This is a genomic window from Psychrobacter nivimaris, assembly GCF_009812035.1.
GTDB lineage: Bacteria > Pseudomonadota > Gammaproteobacteria > Pseudomonadales > Moraxellaceae > Psychrobacter > Psychrobacter nivimaris.
Map to the genome: position 1 here is coordinate 158,169 of NZ_VZIZ01000006.1, position 20,412 is coordinate 178,580.

General features: G+C 45.2%; 15 protein-coding genes. 14 read left to right on the top strand and 1 reads right to left on the bottom strand.

Annotated features, from left to right (window positions below; genetic code table 11):
- Positions 1 to 13 precede the first annotated feature (13 nt).
- The 3 genes from FQV37_RS02415 (at position 14) to FQV37_RS02425 (ending at position 4,886) form a co-directional block, all read left to right on the top strand.
- A complete protein-coding gene (locus FQV37_RS02415) occupies positions 14 to 643 on the top strand; it encodes a fumarylacetoacetate hydrolase family protein (RefSeq protein ID WP_420876965.1) in 630 nt (209 codons plus the stop codon).
- 296 nt (positions 644 to 939) lie between these two features.
- Entirely contained in the window at positions 940 to 3,156 is a 2,217-nt protein-coding gene (locus FQV37_RS02420; RefSeq protein WP_160021127.1) for a PhoX family protein, read from the top strand.
- A gap of 236 nt (positions 3,157 to 3,392) precedes the next feature.
- Positions 3,393 to 4,886 (top strand): PGAP1-like alpha/beta domain-containing protein, encoded by a 1,494-nt coding sequence (locus FQV37_RS02425; protein WP_160021128.1) that lies wholly within the window; start codon positions 3,393 to 3,395, stop codon positions 4,884 to 4,886.
- A gap of 86 nt (positions 4,887 to 4,972) precedes the next feature.
- Here FQV37_RS02425 and hslO read toward each other — a convergent pair whose 3' ends face one another.
- Complete coding sequence (gene hslO, locus FQV37_RS02430; RefSeq protein ID WP_160021129.1) at positions 4,973 to 5,953, bottom strand: Hsp33 family molecular chaperone HslO; 981 nt, start codon at positions 5,951 to 5,953, stop codon at positions 4,973 to 4,975.
- 376 nt (positions 5,954 to 6,329) lie between these two features.
- Between hslO and FQV37_RS02435 the strand changes: the two genes are divergently transcribed.
- From FQV37_RS02435 to FQV37_RS02485, 11 genes are all read left to right on the top strand, one after another.
- Positions 6,330 to 7,316 carry a glutamate/aspartate ABC transporter substrate-binding protein gene (locus FQV37_RS02435; protein ID WP_205962042.1) on the top strand — a complete coding sequence of 329 codons (987 nt, stop codon included), beginning with the start codon at positions 6,330 to 6,332 and terminating at the stop codon, positions 7,314 to 7,316.
- A 97-nt stretch (positions 7,317 to 7,413) separates the two neighbouring features.
- Entirely contained in the window at positions 7,414 to 8,160 is a 747-nt protein-coding gene (locus FQV37_RS02440; RefSeq protein WP_057758328.1) for an amino acid ABC transporter permease, read from the top strand.
- A complete protein-coding gene (locus tag FQV37_RS02445) occupies positions 8,157 to 8,825 on the top strand; it encodes an ABC transporter permease subunit (RefSeq protein ID WP_101205580.1) in 669 nt (222 codons plus the stop codon). Before FQV37_RS02440 ends, FQV37_RS02445 begins: the two co-directional genes overlap by 4 nt.
- 186 nt (positions 8,826 to 9,011) lie before the next feature.
- On the top strand, positions 9,012 to 9,743 hold the full coding sequence (locus tag FQV37_RS02450; protein WP_160021156.1) for an amino acid ABC transporter ATP-binding protein: 732 nt from the start codon (positions 9,012 to 9,014) through the stop codon (positions 9,741 to 9,743).
- Positions 9,744 to 10,146: 403 nt separating this feature from the next.
- Positions 10,147 to 10,755: a DJ-1/PfpI family protein gene (locus FQV37_RS02455; protein WP_160021131.1), complete on the top strand. Its 609-nt coding sequence runs from the start codon at positions 10,147 to 10,149 to the stop codon at positions 10,753 to 10,755.
- A 99-nt stretch (positions 10,756 to 10,854) separates the two neighbouring features.
- Positions 10,855 to 12,111: an FAD-dependent oxidoreductase gene (locus FQV37_RS02460; protein ID WP_160021132.1), complete on the top strand. Its 1,257-nt coding sequence runs from the start codon at positions 10,855 to 10,857 to the stop codon at positions 12,109 to 12,111.
- A gap of 370 nt (positions 12,112 to 12,481) precedes the next feature.
- Positions 12,482 to 14,257, top strand: coding sequence for an AMP-binding protein (locus FQV37_RS02465; protein ID WP_160021133.1), 1,776 nt, complete (start codon positions 12,482 to 12,484; stop codon positions 14,255 to 14,257).
- A 240-nt stretch (positions 14,258 to 14,497) separates the two neighbouring features.
- Positions 14,498 to 16,108, top strand: coding sequence for a carboxyl transferase domain-containing protein (locus FQV37_RS02470; protein ID WP_160021134.1), 1,611 nt, complete (start codon positions 14,498 to 14,500; stop codon positions 16,106 to 16,108).
- Positions 16,109 to 16,273: 165 nt separating this feature from the next.
- Positions 16,274 to 17,083 carry an enoyl-CoA hydratase/isomerase family protein gene (locus FQV37_RS02475; protein WP_160021135.1) on the top strand — a complete coding sequence of 270 codons (810 nt, stop codon included), beginning with the start codon at positions 16,274 to 16,276 and terminating at the stop codon, positions 17,081 to 17,083.
- Positions 17,084 to 17,160: 77 nt separating this feature from the next.
- The gene (locus FQV37_RS02480; RefSeq protein ID WP_160021136.1) at positions 17,161 to 19,260 is read left to right on the top strand and encodes an acetyl/propionyl/methylcrotonyl-CoA carboxylase subunit alpha; all 2,100 of its coding nucleotides are present in this window, start codon (positions 17,161 to 17,163) and stop codon (positions 19,258 to 19,260) included.
- A 59-nt stretch (positions 19,261 to 19,319) separates the two neighbouring features.
- The gene (locus FQV37_RS02485) at positions 19,320 to 20,240 is read left to right on the top strand and encodes a hydroxymethylglutaryl-CoA lyase (RefSeq protein WP_160021137.1); all 921 of its coding nucleotides are present in this window, start codon (positions 19,320 to 19,322) and stop codon (positions 20,238 to 20,240) included.
- The last annotated feature ends 172 nt before the right edge of the window (positions 20,241 to 20,412 follow it).

Genomic DNA, 20,412 nt, shown 5'->3' on the forward strand with positions numbered 1-20,412 from the left:
TCATAATGAAAGATTGCGTACCTCTATTGGTAAAGTCGTCTGTGTTGGTCGCAACTATGCGGCACATGCTGCAGAGTTGGGCAATGAAGTACCAACCACGCCGATACTATTTATGAAGCCTGCGTCTTCAGTGGTCTCTATCCGTGGTGATGTGGTTCGCCCAAGTCCAGAGTTATTTGGTGAGACTCACTACGAGGCCGAGCTATGTATTCAGCTATCAGCTGACTTATCTATGGCGACGATTGAGCAAGCTCAGCAAGCGATTGGTGGCGTGACACTAGGACTGGATTTGACCTTGCGTGATCTGCAAAGCAAGCTAAAGGAAAAAGGCCATCCGTGGGAGCGTGCTAAGTGTTTTGATGGAGCTTGCGTCCTTGCTGATTGGCTTGACCCGCAAGCGTTTGGCAATCTGCAGAGTGTACAGTATCAGCTGTCTATCAATGATAAATTAACGCAAGATGGCGATAGTGCCTTAATGCTATTTCCTGTCTATGAATTGCTGGTCGATATCAGTCACGCCTTTAGCTTGCAAGCAGGTGATGTGATTATGACTGGTACGCCAAGCGGTGTTGGTGTGTTGCAAGCAGGCGATCAGCTTAAGCTAAAATTGGGTGCTCATGAGTGGGTATCACAAGTACAGTAAGCCTGATTGCGATAACAGATACATATTAAAAGCCCCGAGCAATTGCTTGGGGCTTTTGCGTTTAAGATTTTATATTTATTTTTTAAATTTGCTAGCTGCCAAACAATTCTATCTTCAAATTATTCTATTTTTAAACAATCATCAGTACAGTCGATTGTCATCAGTTTGTCACCTATTGTTCAGCGTGCTGTCATAAAGGTTAAGTAGACTTAAGCGGAATTCGTATTTTTGTGGTCGTAATGATAAAGCCGCGATCAACTCTCTGCCAATCTAGCCTAATAGCAAGGTGACTGATAATGACATTATTGAACAATGAGCGAACGCTTGCCCACGAAGTGGTTGAAGACTCAAATCCTACTAATAATACTGACTTTCAGACGATTATCAATCGTCGATTGAACCGCCGTAGTATCCTAAAAGGTGGCACAGGGTTGACGGCTGCCGCGTTTTTTGGCGCATTACCTTTGGTCGGTTGTAGTGAGGACGACGATAGCAGTATTGTTGGTAATGACGATAATGCCGCTATCCCTGCACAAGGTGATTTGAAGCGTCCTGATACCCTAAAGTTTGAGGCAGTCGCGCATTCAACAGCGGATACGATGACCGTAGCAGCGGGCTACAAGGCAGAGATGATATTACCACTTGGTACACCGCTGAACTCTGGTATCGAGGACTGGAAAGACAATCGCGAGCAATCAGCAGAGTCGTTTGAATGGCGTATGGGTGACAACCATGATGGGATGTGGTTCTTTGGCAAAAACGGTAACGCTTACGATGCCAAAGCGTCAGAAAACAGCTTGCTAGTCATGAACCATGAATACGTTAATAGCAGTGAGCTTAGCCCATTTGGCTATTACGTCACTCAAGATAACGATGCTGCGCCTATCTTTCAAAACCGTCGTCTCGCAAGCGACGTCCGCCGTGAAGTCAATTGTCATGGCGTCTCGGTGGTTGAGTTAACTCGCCGCGCAGATGATATGGGTTATGAGATGGTACCTGACTCTAAATACAATCGCCGTATTACCAGTAGTACAACAGCGCAATTGGCTGGCCCTGTGGCAGGCTCTGCTCTGGTCAAGACCAAGTTTGACCCGACAGGCTATCAAACTCGCGGTATCAATAACAATTGCGGCGCAGGTCTTTCACCGTGGGGTACTTATTTGACGACCGAAGAGAACTTCTTGGGTGTGTTTGCCCGTGGACAAGATGCCAGCCAATTGAGCGCTGGTGATAACTATGCACGCGAGCGCTACGGTGCTGTGGAGGACTTCCCAGGTTGGGAGTATCTCTGGCATACCCCAGAGGCAAAGGATGCCAAAATAGCAGACGAGTTCTCACGCTGGGATATGACAGCTGTCGGTGCGAGTGCTGCTGAAGATTATCGCTACGGCTTTAACACCTTCGGTTATATTACTGAGATTGACCCATTTGACCAAAACTCTATACCGCAAAAACGTACCGCACTGGGCCGATTCGCTCATGAAAACTGTGCGTATGCTCCGGTTGAGCAAGGTAAGCCAGTGGTATTCTATATGGGTGATGACGCCCGAGGTGAGTACATTTATAAGTTTGTCTCCAAAGCGATGTGGTCAAACTCGGATATTGGCGGCGGACTAAAAGCAGGTGACAAATATCTGAATGACGGCACGCTATATGTGGCGGTATTTAACGAAGATGGTAGCGGTGAGTGGAAAGCTCTCGTCCACGGTCAAAACGGACTGGATGCTTTTAATAGTGTACTGCCATTCAATGGACAAGATGAAGTATTGGTCTTCGCCCGTGCCGCTGCCGATGCAGCTGGTGCTACTAAGATGGATCGACCTGAATGGGTATCGGTCAGTCCTATGACAGGCGATGTCTATGTGACATTGACCAATAATAAATATCGTGGCGTACGTGACGACCAGCCTGTCTCAGCTTCCAATCCGCGTAGCTATCAATCAAGCGGAAAAGCACTTGGTAATGATAATGGTCACATTATTCGCTGGGCAGAAGCGGGCGGTGACCATGCTGCAACGAGCTTTGAGTGGGATATTTATTTGTTTGGTGCGCCAAGTGACTTATCAGCAGAAAACTTATCTCAATTAAATGACAATAATGACTTCTCTTCACCTGATGGACTGTATTTTGACCCGCGCGGTGTCTTATGGATTCAGACAGATGACGGCGCTTACACCGATACCAGTAGCTGTATGTTGCTCGCAGCTCTGCCAGGCAAGGTCAGTGATGGATCGATGACGACCACATCGGCAGGGCAGTCGACCCGTGTTGGCACATCTGCTAGCAATGACAATATTAAACGATTCTTTGTTGGTCCTGAAGGATGTGAAGTAACAGGCATCACTATGGCACCAGATTTTAAAACGCTGTTTATCAACATTCAGCATCCCGGTAATACATGGGGCGCTGTCGCTGGCGGTAGTATTCCTCGCTCAGCGACTGTGATGATTACTCGCGAGGATGGTGATGTCATACTGGCAGAATCATTTGATACAGCTGATAGCACGACATAGATAGATAAGCTATAGGCGGATAATAGAAACAAATAAAATGCTCACAACCATAAAAATCCCAAGTTAAGGCTTGGGATTTTTTATTATCATATTGATCTGATGGTTAAAGAGACCGTCTATCACTCATTTGGCTCTGCTAGTCGTCATCCCGCTCTAAAGTCAAACCATTTACTTCTCTTTGCTGCAGTTACAGGATAATATAGACCATTACTTTTTTCGCTGAATGTGCAAATATTATGAGCAGTCCAAAGGTGTTTTATAACGACGGTGTTAGTGACAGCGACGCTCAAAATGATAGCAGCTATACTCGTACTCATCATGAGCTCGACGCGCATTTTGTCCCAGATGCGAGTGTGCCGCTACATAGTCATCTATATGAGCAAATCGACCAACTCGAAGCCATCGATATGGATGAGCTGGTCAAGCTACTAGCAGATGCGGATGACAGTGATGAAATCAACAAAACACCTGTATCTTTGGCTGATTTTTTTGAAGGATTGGCGCAGCTTGCTACCGTGGGTGTGGTTGAGATTACAGAAATCGTAGAAGCCATCCACCGTGAAGTTATCTTGCGTCCGCTAGGCCGCTTCAATGACAAACATTTAAATAAATGGTCGCGCGGATTTACTGGACGTATCTATGGCACGATACGTCATGTCATGCAGATGGTCGGTGATAATCTGGCGTCTGTACTACGCATATACAAAAACCTGATTCTCCAAAAGTCAGTGCAGCCACTACCAGACTCACTAAAAAAACTGGTGAATGTACTCAATGGTGTCATGGGTGACCATCTTGTCAACAATCAAAATGCGCTCGCCATTCCGATGATGCTATACACTCAAGACGGCAAGCCGCAAAGTGAAGTGCTATCAGGCCGTATCGTTATTTTGTGCCATGGTCTATGTATGAGTCATTTGAGCTGGCAAGCCCAAGCAGATAATGATTTGGGCGAGGCCATTCATATCAGCCAACCTGATACCACGGTGCTGTATTTGGATTACAACACAGGTCGCCGTATCTCTCGTAGCGGCCGTAAGTTCTCTCAATTGCTACAAGCGCTGGTCGATGACAACCCAAATATCAGTCAGATAGATCTGGTTGGACATAGTATGGGCGGTTTGGTCTCTCGCAGTGCACTGTTTTATGGTGAGCAAGATCGTCTAGACTGGATCAAGCGCGTTGGCAATCTCATCACGCTAGGTTCGCCGCATCATGGGGCAGTGCTTGAGCGTATCGGTAATTATGTGCAAGACATCATCGCCAAGCTGCCGTTTGCAGGCTCACTGGCCAAGCTCGGTGATATGCGCAGTGCCGGTATTATCGATCTACGTCATGGCAGTATTCGGGATGCAGATTGGAAAGCATTAGAAGGACGTAGCGTACTACCACAAGATTTCCGTCATCCTGCACGCTTGCCAAGTGGTATTAAAACTTACTTTGTCGCCAGCGCTTTGCTTGAAACGCATTATGATTCTAAGGTGACGGATCTGCTAGGAGATAGCTTGGTATCGGTGGCTTCAGCGTTAGGTGAAGATGACGCCGAGCATGCTTTGTTTGTGCCAGATGGTCATAAAGCAGTGTTTTATGGCATCAATCATATGAACTTAATCCATAGTAGACGAGTGCGCGAACAAGTGGTTGAATGGCTACTTGATAATGGTCGCAGTGACTATGCTGGACGTCCGCGCATACATTCTTATCCTAGAAGTTTAGATGTAGCGGTGTAGTGATTTAATGTTTATAAAAAAAACCCTCAAGCATGACGCTTGAGGGTTTTTTTTATAAACATTGACTTACTAGTAAGTAAGAAAACTTACTCAGAAAATACTGCTGCGACATCGTCTTTATTAAATTTATAAACTTCACCGCAAAAGCCGCAATCCATCTCAAACGTACCGCCTTGCTCTTCGACGATCTCTAAGGCTTCTGCTTCACCGATTTGCTCGATTGCCATTTCACACTTCTCGCGTGAGCAAGTGCAGCCAAATGATAGAGGCGCAGGCTCAGGTGCCACGATGTTTTCTTCGTGATACAAGCGATAAAGTATTTCGTTAGCATCCAGTGTCGTTAGTTCTTCTGCTTTTACCGTGCGCGTCAATACAGACAAGCGCGTCCATAAATCATCGTCGATACCTGCATCTTGGTTTTGCTCAACTTCAGACGTTTCTTCAGCAGTACGCGGTAGCATTTGTACCAAGATACCACCGGCTTGCAGGCCATCAGATGCCAAGTTAATTAACGTTGGAATCTGTGCTGATTGCTTTTGATAATGTGCTAAGCAGTCCGCTAGATTGTCGTGGCTACGCTCAACGATACCTTGATATGGCTCACCGCCATCAGGCTGAATATTGATAAACAATACGCCTTGTCCCATCGCACCAAGTTCAGCAAACGCTTCTTTGGCATGGGTCATTTTGTCCCACGCTTGTACTTGCTCAACCGTCTCGCCTTTCCAGCTAGCAAGCGCACGAATGATACCGTCTTGATCGCATTCCGCCATCGCCCAGTTTAGTAAGCTGTCACTGTCTGACGACTGCAACTGAATAGATAGGCGACCATTAATTTTGACCGTACTGATTAGCAAACTCGCTGCGGTCAGCATCTCACCCAATAAGCGTTTGATGGCTTCAGGGTAGGGCTTTTGTGCAATTGTGCTCGCATAGCTGCGTGATAGGCGTACCACATCACCGCGCACGGGTGAGTCTTCAACAAAGAAACGTTGGCGAATGTCGTTGCTGCCATGGTTGCCAGTAGTTTGGCTGTCCGTATTTGGGACTTGGATATCTTGAGTCATAAGTCATTTGTAGTATAGAGAAGTTGTTTGCTTTATGGGGATTACTGCCGATTTATCAATCTCACTTAGCAGACTGTTTTGATGATTATGAGTAGTAATTGTCAATAATTAGCTTAAACAACCAAGCAGCTGTTTGTACAAAGTTCTGAGTAGATAGCCGCTATAAGCCGACATTTTATAGTTAGGATATAAATATATTCATAAATATGTACTCTCTCAAAAAAAAATCACCCTCTACTGCAAATTTGTTGTACAGTAACATTAAGTTGCATTGTGATAAACAACAGCAACAACCGTACGGATGCGGGGCAGTCGGGTCAATCAGACCTATGTCGTCCAAGCACTCACTCAATCTTGCGATAAAAGGATGTATTTCATGACATACTCATTTTCCAAACCGTTGACTTTAGCTGCTGTTATGGCATTAGGCTTAGCGGGATGTAATAACAGCAGTCAGACCAGCACTGATGCGCCAGCAGATGATGCAACGACGACAGAAACCACGACAGAAACCACGACCAACGGTACGCTACAGAAAATCAAAGACTCTGGCACTATTGTCGTCGGTCACCGTGATTCCTCTATTCCTTTTTCTTATATCGCTGATGATCCTAACCAACCGATTGGCTATGCACACGACTTGGAAATGAAAGTGGTTGAAGCAGTTAAGCAAAAGCTAAACATGCCAGACCTTAACGTTCGCTATAACCTAATCACTTCGCAAACTCGTATCCCATTGGTACAAAACGGCACGGTAGATTTTGAGTGTGGCTCAACCACCAATAACGAAGAACGTCAAAAGCAAGTCGCATTCTCTAATGGCTTCTTTGAAATTGGTACGCGTCTGTTGACCAAAAAAGACTCTGGTATTCAAGATTTTGAAGACCTAAAAGGCAAAACTCTGGTAACGACAGCAGGCACGACTTCGGAGCGTTATATCCGTCAGTACAATGATGATAATAAAATGGATACCAATATCATCTCAGCAAAAGATCATGGCGAAGGCTTCCTAATGCTAGAAAATGGTCGCGCTGATGCCTTTATGATGGATGATGTATTGCTCGCAGGCGAAAAAGCCAAAGCAAAAAATCCTGATGAGTGGGTCATCGTCGGTACGCCGCAATCGTTTGAAATCTATGGTTGTATGATGCGTAAAGATGATCCTGAATTCAAAGCTGTGGTCGATGAAGCACTTGCTAATGTCTTTAGTTCAGGCGAAATCAATAGCATTTATGACAAGTGGTTCTTGAACCCAATCCCGCCAAAGAACGTCAATCTAAACTTTGAGATGTCAGACAACTTAAAGGCCTTGATTGCCAATCCGCATGACAGCGCTCAGCCTAAAGAAGCAGCAGCGCAGTAACGCTCATTGTCCCTCAACATAGCTTGCCTATACGTTCAGATAACCAGTAATTTTATTTGACGTATAGGCTTATCAATCGTTGCTCGGAGAGACAACCATGAATTATAGCTGGAACTGGGGTGTGCTCTTTGAGCAGACTGGTATTGGCAACGAGCTCTACATCCATTGGATGATCACTGGTCTTGGCTGGCTGCTATTGATTGGCAGTATCGCATGGGCCATTGCGATGGTCGTCGGTACTATCTTCGGTATCATGCGTACTTTGCCCAACAAGACCGCTCGTGCAATCGGTACGGCTTATGTAACATTTTTTCGCAATATTCCACTGCTTGTGCAACTGTTCTTTTGGTTTTATATCGCCCCTGGCTGGCTCACGCCGACGATACAAGAATGGTGGTATAAGGATTTATCTCCGAATACTTCAGCCATGCTATCAGCCAGTATCGGTCTTGGCTTATTTACCGCTGCTCGTATTGTTGAACAGGTACGAACGGGTATTGAGTCATTACCAGATGGACAGATTAATGCGGCCTATGCATTAGGGTTTAGCATTCCACAAGTCTATAAAGAAGTGCTGCTACCGCAAGCATTCCGTATTATCTTGCCGCCGCTCAGCTCTGAGCTGACTAACTGCTTCAAAAACGCCTCTGTGGCCTCGCTTGTGGGGGTAATGGAGCTGATTAGCCAAACCAAAACCATCAGCGAATACACTCAAAATAGTATCGAGATATATACTTACGCGACGATTATTTATTTGGTTTTCAATTTATCCTTGATCGCTATTATGGGATTGATTGAACGTAAATTGCGTGTGCCTGGGCTTATTGCGGGAGGTCAGAAATGAATATGACCGAATTGGCAACAGCCTATCCTGGTTTGATGGGTGGCATGCTTACCACCTTAAAAGTGCTGTTTTTGGCTATTTTAGGCGGTATCAGCTTAGGAACTGTACTGGCATTGATGCGCTTGTCAGGTATCAAAGCGCTTGAAATTCCAGCCAAACTATACGTTAATTACTTTCGCTCCGTGCCGCTGTTATTGGTACTACTATGGTTTTATTTTGCCGTACCGATGATTTATCTTTGGGTAGCGGGCAAGTACCTGCAACTCGATGCTGCATTTGCCTCTTGTGTAGTCGCATTTATGATGTTTGAGGCCGCTTATTTCTCAGAAGTGGTACGTGCTGGTATTCAATCGATTGGTAGCGGGCAGGTCAATGCAGCCAAAGCGCTCGGTATGACTTATGGGCAGACCATGCGTCTGGTCATTTTGCCACAAGCCTTTCGTAAGATGCTGCCATTGATTTTGCAGCAATGTATTATCTTATTCCAAGATACGACATTGGTATTTGCGATTGGTTTGACAGACTTTTTCCGCGCAGCCTACGTTCGAGGTGAGCTAATGGGTTTACTCACGCCGTATATCCTAGGTGCTGGTGCTGTCTATTTTGTGATTAGCTTAAGTGCTTCTATCGGCGTGCAACAATTACAAAAGCGTTTGCGGTTTTAATATAGCGTATTTTAATAGACCTATCGCTTGCTCTTTTGAGTGTTGAGAGCTTGAGTATTTGATTTACCTTTTTTAAATAATGATTATCGAAAATAATGTGGTTAGGAGCCAGTGATGAGCAATGCTGATACGTACTTAAATGCCTTTGGCGGGCTGGTTACCAATAGTGGTCATGCTAGTGATGAGATGGTCATTGAGATATCTAATGTCAGTAAATGGTATGGAGACTTTCAAGTACTGACTGACTGTACGGCGCATGTACATAAAGGTGATGTCGTTGTTGTTTGTGGTCCATCGGGTAGTGGTAAGTCGACATTGATTAAGACAGTGAATGGACTTGAGCCTTTTCAAAAAGGTGACATCATGGTCAATGGTATCTCTGTCGGTGATCCAAAGACCAACTTGCCCAAGTTACGTAGCCGTGTTGGCATGGTGTTTCAGCATTTTGAGTTGTTTCCACATTTGACTATTATTGATAATTTGACCGTGGCACAAATCAAAGTGTTGGGTCGTAAAGAGTCTGAGGCCAAACAAAAAGCGATGGCCTATCTAGATCGTGTTGGTCTGACGTTACAAGCGGCGAAATACCCAGCCGAACTCTCTGGTGGTCAGCAGCAGCGTGTTGCGATTGCACGAGCGTTGGCCATGGATCCAGTCGCAATGCTATTTGATGAACCCACCTCTGCGCTTGATCCTGAGATGATTCAAGAAGTGCTAGATGTAATGGTCGAGCTGACTCGCGATGGTATGACCATGATGTGTGTGACGCATGAAATGGGCTTTGCCAGTCAGGTGGCCAATCGTATTATCTTTATGGATGAAGGGCATATCGTAGAAAACTGTAGTAAGGATGAGTTTTTTGAAGGCGCGAAAAGTGACCGTGCGCAGATGTTCTTGTCGAAGATTTTAAACCATTAAATACATTTTGATTTACGATTGTTTATAGCAGTATTTCTAAAATAAAGACATGTTCTAAAGCTTACTTTTCTTTCCACTGCTAATAATCATACAAAGCGCCTTATTAAAGACAGTTAAACGCTATCTTTAATAGGGCGCTTTGTATTGAGCTTTTTTTGTATAGCTATTTGAAAAACGACTTGGAGCCTATGATGTTTACACATAAGGAATTTAAAGAAGAGATCTTTGAGACTATAAAGCCGCTGAAAATAAAGCGGGAATAGTCGCAGGATTAGAGAGGTTGCAAACGGCAAAGGCAGACGAAATGGCTCATCTTATTAATCAAGCAAGTTTGAAAAGATAGTAGTCATAATATAGATGAGTTTAATTTAATTTAACGTTATTAACTTAATTAGGATTGAATATGACGCTAAAACGAACCGTCGGCATACTACTATTCAATGAAGTAGAAGTATTGGATTTTGCAGGACCTTTTGAGGTGTTTTTGTTGGCTGAAAATGCTACCTCTGCTAGTGATGATAAGCACTTCAAGGTTATCACTATTGCTGAGAACCAAGCAACGATATCCGCTAGGAATGGTCTGCAAGTCATTCCTGACTATAGTTTTGCCAATCACCCAGACATTGATGTCTTAATCGTCCCTGGTGGTTACGGTGCCGAAAAAACAGAAATATATAATAAGGTAGTAATTGATTGGATTATCACTCAAGCAAGTTTGGCAGAGCTGACGCTTTCAGTGTGTACAGGAGCGTTGCTGTTGGCTAAGGCAGGTTTGCTAGCTGGTAAGTCAGCAACCACGCACTGGATGGATTTGGATAATTTAGCATCTTATCCTGATATCGATGTGATCTCGCATACTCGTTTTGTAGATGCTAGTGATGATACTGGTAATATTGTCACATCAGCGGGGATAAGTGCAGGCATCCATGCAAGTCTATACTGTATAGAAAAATTAATAGATAGTGAAACCATGCGTGCAACAGCACATCGCATGGAGTTCGATATTGACTAAGTGAATTGCTAGATAGGTGAGTGAATGGCTGTTTACTGATACAATAGCGGTCAATATTTTTGATAATTAAAATAATTCATAAACCATCTTGGAGTTTATATGAGCGTAGAAAATCCATCTGTAGCAACGAGCACAGCATCAAAAAAAGGTGTGGTCATTATTGGTGCAGGACTGGCAGGCTGGCATGTCATTGATGCCATTCGTGCCAAAGACACAGAGATTCCAATTACCCTAATCACGGCTGATAGTGCCGACCGTTATCATAAGCCAATGCTGACAATGGCAATCAGCCAAAACAAACGAGCATCAGATTTGGTACGGGCATCTGGTAGCGAAGCGGCGAACACAGCAGAAGTGATGCTGCTAGTCAATACACAAGTGACAGATATCGATCCAGTGAGCCAAACCGTACAGGTACGATCTACTGCGCAATCAGATGATGCGCTGACGACTATTGGCTATGAGAAAATGGTACTGGCGATGGGCGCGCATCCTATCTTCCCTAAAAGTCTGCCGCAAGATTTGGTCTGGCATGTCAATCACATCGAGCGTTTTAGTCAGCTACAAGAAAAGCTAGCAACAGGTAGCCAGCACGTTGCGATCGTCGGTGCTGGTATGGTGGGTACAGAAATCGCAGAAGACCTACTTAAAGCTGGTCATAAAGTAACGCTCATTGATTTAAACGATGCACCGCTTTCGCAGATGCTACCAGCAAAAGCAACCGCACGTATCGCCAAAGCGATCGAGTCGCAGGGCATTCAATTCTTAGGTGGTTATCAAGTATCAGCTGTCACTCGTGTTAATGACGATGGCAATAACAATGACAGCGAAGCTGCCAAGAAGCTACAGGTAGACTATGCCCCATTATCATCGGATGCAGATAATACTGATACTCAGCCGCTTGAACCACTGATTGTAGATCATGTGATTGCCAGTACAGGTCTGACAGTCGATAAGAAATTACCTGCGGCAGCTGGTGTGGAGTTCGATCGCCGCACGGGTATTGTGGTGGATGCAGCGACGTTACGTACCAATGCAGCGAATATCTATGCCATCGGCGACTGTATGTCTATCAACGGGGTTGCTTGTCGTTATGTTGCGCCTTTGCGCGCGCAGGCTGCGACTATCGCTGATGATATCTTAGGTCATGAGCATAGTGGCTATGATCATAAGCCGCCGATGATTCGCCTAAAAAATAAAGCCATCTCTGTGATGGTGACGGGTGTACCGCAAGCAGCGGGTAATTGGCAAGTGAAGACTGAGAGCGATGATGAGCTAATCATGGATTTGATCGATGATAATGAAGTCGTTAGCGCAACGGTAACGATTAAAGCGCCTGCAGTTCCTAAAGCATAACGATTGCAATACCGTTTTTTGAAAAACTAATAAAAGCACATCATTTATAAGTGATTTCCTTTATTAGATGCTTTCCAGAAAATTCAGTTAAACGACAGTGTTGATGATCGAGCCAGCCCATTACTTATAATGTGGCTGGCTTTTTTGTGTCAAAAACTTGCCATGATTCTATGTTACCTTTTAATAAATAGAAAGGCAGGCTGTCTAATTAAATGATACATACTGTATTGATATTGTTGACAGGCTTTCATTGATGACGTTATAGTAGCTGAATGTTATGTAAGACCTGCCCAAGGAAGAAGGTTTGCACGCAGGCTATTAATAAGTGCTATTTATAAATAATATAAAAAGTAAAACGAAAGGACTCGTTATGACTCAAACTCCTGATCTCGATTCGACTCGCGTTGACTTCGACACTATTTTAAACAACATTCCTAGTATCAATATGGGCGCACGCTCAGCCAATGCACCACTTACTCAAAGCTATGACAAAGGTCCTGATGTACCGCTGATTGAAGCGACAATCGGTGACTTTTTTGATGCTATTGTTTCTAAATATCCTGAGCGCGAAGCACTGGTCGTCCGCCATCAAAATATCCGCTGGACATATCGTGAGCTACAGCAGCAAGTGAATCAGCTAGCCAGTAGTATGATTGAGATGGGACTAGAGATTGGCGATCGTATTGGTATTTGGTCACACAATAATGCCGAGTGGTTGCTCATGCAATTGGCCACAGCAAAAGTCGGCGTTATCCTCGTTAATATCAATCCTGCCTACCGTACTTTTGAATTGCAATATGCCTTAAATAAATTGGGCTGCTCAGCGCTCGTACTGATGCGTCATTTCAAAACCAGTGACTATGCTAGTTTAATCCGTGAGCTATGTCCTGAGATTTACCACAAAGATTACACTCAGCTTGATTTGGTCGAGATTCCAACGATTGAACGCATCATTTGGATTGATGAGCCAGAGTCGGACGAGACATTCGGCTTTATGCAAAAGTTCTCTACGTGGATGAGCGAGGGCGATGCCAACGATCCGCGTGTTGCCGAGCGTCAGGCGCAGCTTAAGAACACCGATGCCATCAATGTACAGTTCACCAGTGGTACGACTGGTACACCAAAAGGTGCTACCTTAAGCCATCGTAATATCTTAAATAATGGCTACTTCATCGGTGAGGCCATGAACCTTACTGAAGAGGATAGGCTGTGTATTCCAGTACCTTTGTATCATTGCTTTGGCATGGTGCTTGGTAATCTAGCGATTCTCACGCATGGCGGTTGTATCGTATATCCAAACGACGGCTTTGAGCCATTAACCGTCTTACAGGCAGTCGAAGAAGAAGAGTGTACAGGTCTGCACGGCGTGCCAACGATGTTTATCGCAGAGCTTGACCATCCTGAGTTTGAAAACTTTGATTTGTCTACCCTGCGCACGGGTATCATGGCTGGCTCTAGCTGTCCGATTGAGGTTATGCGCCGCGTCATCGATAAGATGCATATGAGCGAAGTCACCATTGCCTATGGCATGACAGAGACCAGTCCTGTATCTTGCCAGACCAATGAGCACACGCCACTTGATAAACAAGTCTCGACGGTAGGACTGGTACAGCCTGCGCTTGAGGTGAAAGTCGTTGATACAGAAACAGGTGAAATTGTCCCGCTGGGTGAGACAGGTGAATTGCTTACACGAGGTTATTCAGTGATGAAGGGCTATTGGGGCAGCCGCTTCAAAACGCGTGAAGCGATCCAAGATGGTTGGATGCATACGGGTGACTTGGCCACAATGGATGAAGACGGCTATGTCAAAATTGTCGGGCGTAGTAAAGACATGGTGATTCGCGGCGGCGAGAATATCTATCCAGTAGAAATTGAAAATTATCTCTATCGTCATCCAAAGATTCGTGATGTGCAAATCGTGGGTATACCCGACGAGCGTTATGGTGAAGTGCTGGCAGCGTGGATTATTCCGAAAGAGCCTGGCTGCTTGACTGAACAGGAAGTACGCGAGTTCTGTAGCGAGCATATCGCTCATTATAAAGTGCCGACTTACTATCGCTTTGTGACTGAATATCCAATGACCATCACTGGTAAAATTCAAAAATATAAAATCATTGAGCAAATGAAAGAAGAGCTGGGTTTGTAGTAAGCTTACTTATCTGCTCTAAAAAACAAAAGACTAACTATATTCATTTCACTATAAAAGTATTACAGCGTTAACCTCGCTTGAAGTATCACACATACATCTGCACTCGGTTGCCTTGTACTACTTTTAAATTGAATCGACTATATGTGAGCAACGCTTAAAAATAGTACTTAGTATGATTTATATAAAAAGCTACTCACATCTACGTATCTATCTATGTATAAGAAAAAAAGGGATATCATGAGCGCTATCATAACCAGTAAACTGAGTCCAAACTCAAGCGATTTTCAGAAAAACAGTGCCGCGATGCAAGAGATAGTCGATGACCTGTATGTACACTTGCGTAAAGTTGCCCAAGGTGGCTCAGAGCGCGCACGAGCCAAGCATCTAGCGCGTGGTAAGCTGTTACCACGTGAGCGCGTCGAGCGTTTATTGGATGTAGGCACGCCGTTCCTAGAAGTGGCACCGATGGCTGCACATGATATGTATGGCGAAGAGATTCCGGCAGCTGGTGTGATTGCTGGTATTGGCCGTATCAATGGCATTGAGTGTATGATTGTCTGTAATGATGCCACGGTAAAAGGCGGCACGTACTACCCAATGACGGTCAAAAAGCATCTACGTGCGCAAGAGATTGCGCGAGAAAACCATCTGCCGTGCGTTTATCTGGTTGATTCAGGTGGTGCTAATTTACCGAACCAAGATGATGTGTTCCCTGATAAAGAGCATTTCGGCCGTATCTTTTTTAATCAAGCCAATCTCAGTGCGGCAGGTATTCCGCAAATCGCTGTAGTCATGGGTAGCTGTACGGCTGGCGGAGCCTATGTGCCTGCTATGAGCGATGAATCTATTATCGTCAAAGAGCAAGGTACTATCTTTTTGGGTGGTCCGCCACTAGTCAAAGCAGCGACAGGTGAAGAGGTTACCGCAGAAGACTTGGGTGGCGGTGATGTACATACACGTCTATCAGGCGTGGTTGATCATCTAGCGCAGAATGATACGCACGCGTTATCGATTGCCCGTAATATCGTCAGTCACCTAAATCGCCCTGCAAAAAATATTCCTAATCAAATCACACCGCGTCCGCCACGTTACGATGCCAAAGAACTCTATGGTGTGATTCCAACGGACAAGCGCAAGCCATTTGATATCAGAGAAATCATCGCGCGTATCGTCGATGACAGTGCTTTTGATGAATTCAAATCACGCTTTGGTACGACGTTGGTTTGTGGATTTGCTCATATCGAAGGGATGCCTGTTGGTATTATTGCCAATAACGGTATCTTGTTCAGTGAGTCAGCGCAAAAAGGTACTCACTTCATCGAGCTGTGCTGTAAGCGCAAAATTCCATTAGTGTTCCTGCAGAACATTACTGGCTTTATGGTTGGCCGCAAATACGAGAACGAAGGGATCGCTCGTCATGGTGCCAAGATGGTAATGGCCGTGGCCAATGCAAAAGTGCCAAAATTCACGGTCATCGTCGGTGGTTCGTTTGGTGCTGGTAACTACGGTATGTGTGGCCGTGCTTACAGCCCGCGTTTCTTATGGATGTGGCCAAATGCGCGTATCTCTGTCATGGGCGGCGAGCAAGCTGCATCAGTATTGGCAACGGTCAAACGTGATAACTTTGATCGCAAAGGTGAAGCGTGGAGCGATGAGGACGAAGCCGCATTTAAAGCGCCAATTCGTGAAATGTATGAAGAGCAAGGTCATCCGTATTATGCTACCGCACGTATGTGGGATGACGGCGTGATTGATCCTGCTGATACCCGTAATGTATTGGCGTTAGGACTAAGCGCGGCATATAATGCGCCGATTGAAGAAACGACATTTGGTGTCTTTAGAATGTAAGCGTTCTAAGGTCTCCCCATAATAAGCGACTACTGCATTAACCTCATTTGAAGTACGATTTGTACATTTACGCTTAGTCTTTGCACTTGGTTATCTTGTATTAACATTATTATGGATTGACCAAGAGTTTGTTTGAGTATTTACACAAAAAATATAGAGAAAGTTATGCAAAAAGACAGTAATAAAAATTATAAAAGCCTATTGGTTAACGTTGAGCAGCACGTGGCGACAGTGACGTTAAATCGTCCCGAGATACGTAATGCTTTTAACGATGAAATGATTGCTGAGCTAACCGATGCTTTTAGTACGCTTGGTGCTGATGATGAGGTACGTGTCATTGTGCTAGCGGCTGCTGGCAAGGCATTTTGTGCAGGCGCTGACCTCAATTGGATGCGTGCCATGGCGGATTATAGCTATGAAGAGAATCTAGCGGATGCTGATAAGTTGGCGCAAATGCTTAAGACTATTTATGAATGTCCTAAGCCAACAGTCGCGGCTATTCAAGGCGATGTATACGCAGGTGGCATGGGTCTAGTCGCTGCTTGCGACGTAGCCATTGCGGTCAAAATTGCTAATTTCTGCCTCAGTGAAGTGCGGTTAGGGTTGGCACCTGCCACTATCAGTCCTTATGTTATCCGAGCGCTAGGCGCTAGAGCATCGCAGCGTTATTTCTTAAGTGCTGAAGTATTTGATGCCAAAAAGGCGCGTCAGCTTGGTTTTATCCATGAGCGTGTTAGCGAAGAGTGGCTAGGCGATGAAGTGGCTGCGTTCTGTAATAAGGTCGTCAAAAATAGCCCTGATGCAGTCAAAACCTGCAAGCAGCTATTACATGATGTCGCTGGTGCGCCTATTACAGATGAGCTGATTGCTGATACGGTCAAAGGTATCGCTGATATTCGCTCATCAGAGCAAGGCCGCGAGGGTGTGCAAGCATTTTTGCAAAAGCGTAAACCTGATTGGCTAATGGCAGACTAACTAGTAGCAGAACAATGATAGGCAAATGAGCAAATAGACAAGACGTCAAATAATAACGACAAGACACAGGGATAGTTATGTTTTCTAAAATTCTAATCGCCAATCGTGGTGAAATTGCTTGCCGAGTGGCTGCGACTGCTAAGCGTCTTGGCGTCAGTACCGTTGCTGTTTACTCCGATGCGGATCGTGAGGCCAAGCATGTGGCTGTCTGTGATGAAGCTATCTATTTAGGCGGTTCGGCACCGAAAGACAGTTATCTAAAAGGCGATGCTATTATTGCGATAGCGCTTGAGACTGGCGCCCAAGCAATCCATCCAGGATATGGGTTTTTGAGCGAAAATGCAGACTTTGCACAGGCTTGCCAAGATGCTGGTCTAGTATTTATCGGCCCATCGGCGGATGCTATCCGTGCTATGGGCGGCAAGTCTGAGTCTAAGCGCTTGATGGAGTCGGCTGGCGTGCCGCTGATACCGGGTTATCATGGTGACAATCAAGAAGCTCAGTTTTTGCAGCAGCAGGCAGATAATATTGGCTATCCTGTCTTGATTAAAGCCAGTGCAGGGGGCGGCGGTAAAGGCATGCGTATCGTTGAGCAAAGCAGCGACTTTATTGATTTATTAGACTCGTGCCGTCGCGAAGCGATTACCAGTTTTGGCAATGATCAAGTGTTGGTCGAAAAATATGCGCTAAAACCACGTCATATAGAAATCCAAGTATTCGGTGATACGCATGGTAATTATGTGCATCTATTTGAGCGTGATTGCTCAGTACAGCGTCGCCACCAAAAAGTATTAGAAGAAGCGCCAGCACCGGGTGTCGATACTGCGATGCGTGAAGCGATGGGCACAGCGGCAATCGAAGCAGCACGTGCGGTCGATTACGTGGGTGCAGGTACGGTTGAGTTTATTGTGGAGCAGCGTGAAGACTCTATGAATTTTTATTTCATGGAAATGAATACGCGTTTGCAAGTTGAGCATCCTGTTAGTGAAGCGATTACGGGTGTCGATTTGGTCGAGTGGCAGCTGTTGGTTGCTGCAGGTCAGCCATTGCCAAAAACACAAAACGATCTGGCTATCAACGGTCATGCAATTGAGGCGCGTATCTGTGCTGAAAACCCTGACAATAATTTCTTGCCAGCGACAGGAACTTTATTCACTTATCAAAAGCCTGAGCATAGTACCTTTAACATTACCGATGTGCGTATCGACGATGGCGTACGTGAGGGTGATGTGATCAGTCCTTTTTACGACTCTATGATTGCCAAGCTTATCGTGCATGCTCCTACGCGCGAGCAAGCGTTGGCGAGACTAGACCATGCATTGGCACAGACTCGTATCGTTGGTCTGCCAAACAACGTGGCATTTTTGCGTTATATTTTAAATACCGATTCATTTAGCAAAGCCAATCTTGATACGGCCTTGATAGAGCGTGAGCAGGATAAACTTTTTGACCAGCATCCTCTTGAGTTATCGACGCTTGTGGTGACAGCTATTGCCCAGCAGCTTGCGAGTGAAGCGACCACGCAGGGCTCAGATCCGTTTAGCAAGCCGACGGGTTTCCGTGCTTATAGCAATTATACTCGTTCATTTAGCTTGGTTTATGATGAGCAAGCCTACAGTGCTCGCATCAGTAATTGGTACAATGCGAGTTGTGCTGATAGCAAAAAAGGCAGCGGTAATCTCAGTAGTTTTACGCTTGTCATTGGTAAAGAAATCGCGAATACGCAGGATGATAGCAATATCAATGTAGCGGCTCAGACCGAAACGGTTTATGAAGGTCAGATCAGCTATGATAGCAGTGACGCGCACAATCATACCTTATGGTTAGAGGGTGCACGTATCAATGCCCAAAGCTGGGTAAATAACGAGACAGTCTACGTATTCACAGATAGCGGACGTGATGAAATTACGCTTATTGATATCATGGCACATGTGGGCGAAGACACAGCAGCGGTTGGCAGTTTAAAGTCACCAATGCCAGGACAAGTAGTTGCCTTTAAAGTTGCGGTAGGTGACACGGTCAAAAAAGGCGAGCCACTTGCAGTCATCGAAGCTATGAAAATTGAACATACCATTACTGCACCGACAGATGGGGTAGTAGCAGAGCTATTATTTGCAGCAGGTGACTTGGTCGCTGATGGCGATGAGCTACTGCGCATCGATAGTGAGAGCGCATAGCTGACGAAGCCTAATAAAAAAGCCTCATCAAAGCGCAAATAACAAAAAGGACGACAAGTATGAGCCATTCGTATCCAAGCCATGTCACCATCGTTGATGTCAGTCCGCGTGATGGACTACAAAACGAATCCATGACGGTGCCGACTGAGGTTAAGCAAACGCTCATTAATGATTTAATTGCGGCGGGTGTCAAAAAATTGGAAGCGACCAGTTTTGTTTCGCCAAAGTGGGTACCACAAATGGGTGATAACAGCGCGTTGCTCGACGCACTAGCGCCGACGCGGCAGACGGACGTCTGTTACTCGGTACTCGTACCCAATATGCGTGGCTTTGAAAATGCTATCTTGCATCGTCCCGATGAGATCGTTATTTTCGGCTCAGCCAGCGAAACCTTTAGCCAAAAAAACATCAACTGTAGTATCGATGAGAGTATTGAGCGTTTTGCACCAGTGGCTGCGGTAGCAAAAGCGCAAGGTATCAAGGTACGTGGCGTGATCTCTTGTACGGTTGGTTGTCCTTATGAAGGCGAGATTGACCCAAGCCAAGTAGCGTATGTGACCAAGCGTTTAATTGAGATCGGTTCAGAGCAGATTGGCATTGCCGATACGATCGGTGTGGGTACGCCGCTCAAAGTACAACGAGCGTTGCAAGCTGCACTTGAGTATGCTGATATCTCTATGCTATCGGGTCATTTTCATGATACTTATGGTCAAGCACTGAGCAATACTCTGGCTGCATTACAAATGGGTGTTAGTGAGTTTGATACCTCTGTCGCTGGTTTGGGCGGTTGTCCTTATGCCAAAGGCGCAACGGGCAATGTCGCGACCGAAGATGTGGTATATATGCTGCATGGTATGGGTATCAGCACGGGTATCGATTTGGATAAATTAGTCGTGGCGGGCGAACGTATCAGCGAGTTCTTAAAGCGTCCGAATGGTTCAAATGTGGCACGTGCCATCATCAATAAACGTCGGTCTTAAGTAGATAGTCAATCCACTGTGAAGGTATGACAGCGTTAACCTCGTTTGAAGTATTCGATATACATCTACACTCGGTTGCCTTGTCACAGTTTCACATTGAGTTGACTATGACATTAAAAAAGGTAGCAAAAATACAGTTACATTGGCTTTAAAAAACGGATTAAAATTCGAA

What these genes read in the sequence shown, in the direction of transcription:
- FQV37_RS02440 (WP_057758328.1), top strand. Translation starts at nt 7,414, where the DNA reads ATGAATTATAGCTGGAACTGGGGTGTGCTCTTTGAGCAGACTGGTATT.
- hslO (WP_160021129.1), bottom strand. Translation starts at nt 5,953, where the DNA reads ATGACTCAAGATATCCAAGTCCCAAATACGGACAGCCAAACTACTGGC.
- FQV37_RS02465 (WP_160021133.1), top strand. Translation starts at nt 12,482, where the DNA reads ATGACTCAAACTCCTGATCTCGATTCGACTCGCGTTGACTTCGACACT.
- FQV37_RS02480 (WP_160021136.1), top strand. Translation starts at nt 17,161, where the DNA reads ATGTTTTCTAAAATTCTAATCGCCAATCGTGGTGAAATTGCTTGCCGA.
- FQV37_RS02425 (WP_160021128.1), top strand. Translation starts at nt 3,393, where the DNA reads ATGAGCAGTCCAAAGGTGTTTTATAACGACGGTGTTAGTGACAGCGAC.
- FQV37_RS02475 (WP_160021135.1), top strand. Translation starts at nt 16,274, where the DNA reads ATGCAAAAAGACAGTAATAAAAATTATAAAAGCCTATTGGTTAACGTT.
- FQV37_RS02435 (WP_205962042.1), top strand. Translation starts at nt 6,330, where the DNA reads ATGACATACTCATTTTCCAAACCGTTGACTTTAGCTGCTGTTATGGCA.
- FQV37_RS02455 (WP_160021131.1), top strand. Translation starts at nt 10,147, where the DNA reads ATGACGCTAAAACGAACCGTCGGCATACTACTATTCAATGAAGTAGAA.
- FQV37_RS02420 (WP_160021127.1), top strand. Translation starts at nt 940, where the DNA reads ATGACATTATTGAACAATGAGCGAACGCTTGCCCACGAAGTGGTTGAA.
- FQV37_RS02470 (WP_160021134.1), top strand. Translation starts at nt 14,498, where the DNA reads ATGAGCGCTATCATAACCAGTAAACTGAGTCCAAACTCAAGCGATTTT.
- FQV37_RS02445 (WP_101205580.1), top strand. Translation starts at nt 8,157, where the DNA reads ATGAATATGACCGAATTGGCAACAGCCTATCCTGGTTTGATGGGTGGC.
- FQV37_RS02450 (WP_160021156.1), top strand. Translation starts at nt 9,012, where the DNA reads ATGGTCATTGAGATATCTAATGTCAGTAAATGGTATGGAGACTTTCAA.
- FQV37_RS02460 (WP_160021132.1), top strand. Translation starts at nt 10,855, where the DNA reads ATGAGCGTAGAAAATCCATCTGTAGCAACGAGCACAGCATCAAAAAAA.
- FQV37_RS02485 (WP_160021137.1), top strand. Translation starts at nt 19,320, where the DNA reads ATGAGCCATTCGTATCCAAGCCATGTCACCATCGTTGATGTCAGTCCG.